At 69.2% G+C, this 396-nt stretch carries 1 protein-coding gene; it reads left to right on the forward strand.

Features of this window, described 5'->3' with window-relative positions:
* Positions 1–343, forward strand: a 343-nt coding sequence (locus tag JGS39_RS40315) for a DUF3574 domain-containing protein (protein WP_219574695.1), incomplete at its 5' end; no start/stop codon positions are given.
* Positions 344–396: the final 53 nt, after the last annotated feature.

The raw sequence follows: 396 nt of genomic DNA on the forward strand, positions 1-396 counted from the left end.
TGCCGCGCGCGGCAAGGCGTACATCGAGACCCGGCTGTTCTTCGGCACCGAACGCCCCGACGGCGGCCCGGATGTGACCGACCGACAGTTCCTGGACTTCATCGACTCCGAAGTCACCCCGCGCTTTCCCAACGGGCTGACCATCCAGGACGGCCGGGGCCAGTGGCGGGACTCCAACGGAGTCATCGAGCGGGAGCGCAGCTACGAACTGACCCTGCTCTACCCGGCGTCCGAGGCCCGGCTGCGCGATCCGCAGATCGAGCGGATCCGCAACGCCTACGAGAAGGCGTACGCCCAGGACTCGGTGGCGCGGCTGGAGGAGCACACGACGGCCGGCTTCTGATCCCTGGCCGCCTTCTGTGATCCCTGGCTGTTTCCCTCCCCGCCACCGCGGCC

The sequence above is a fragment of the Streptomyces poriferorum genome, assembly GCF_019399235.1.
Lineage (GTDB): Bacteria > Actinomycetota > Actinomycetes > Streptomycetales > Streptomycetaceae > Streptomyces > Streptomyces poriferorum.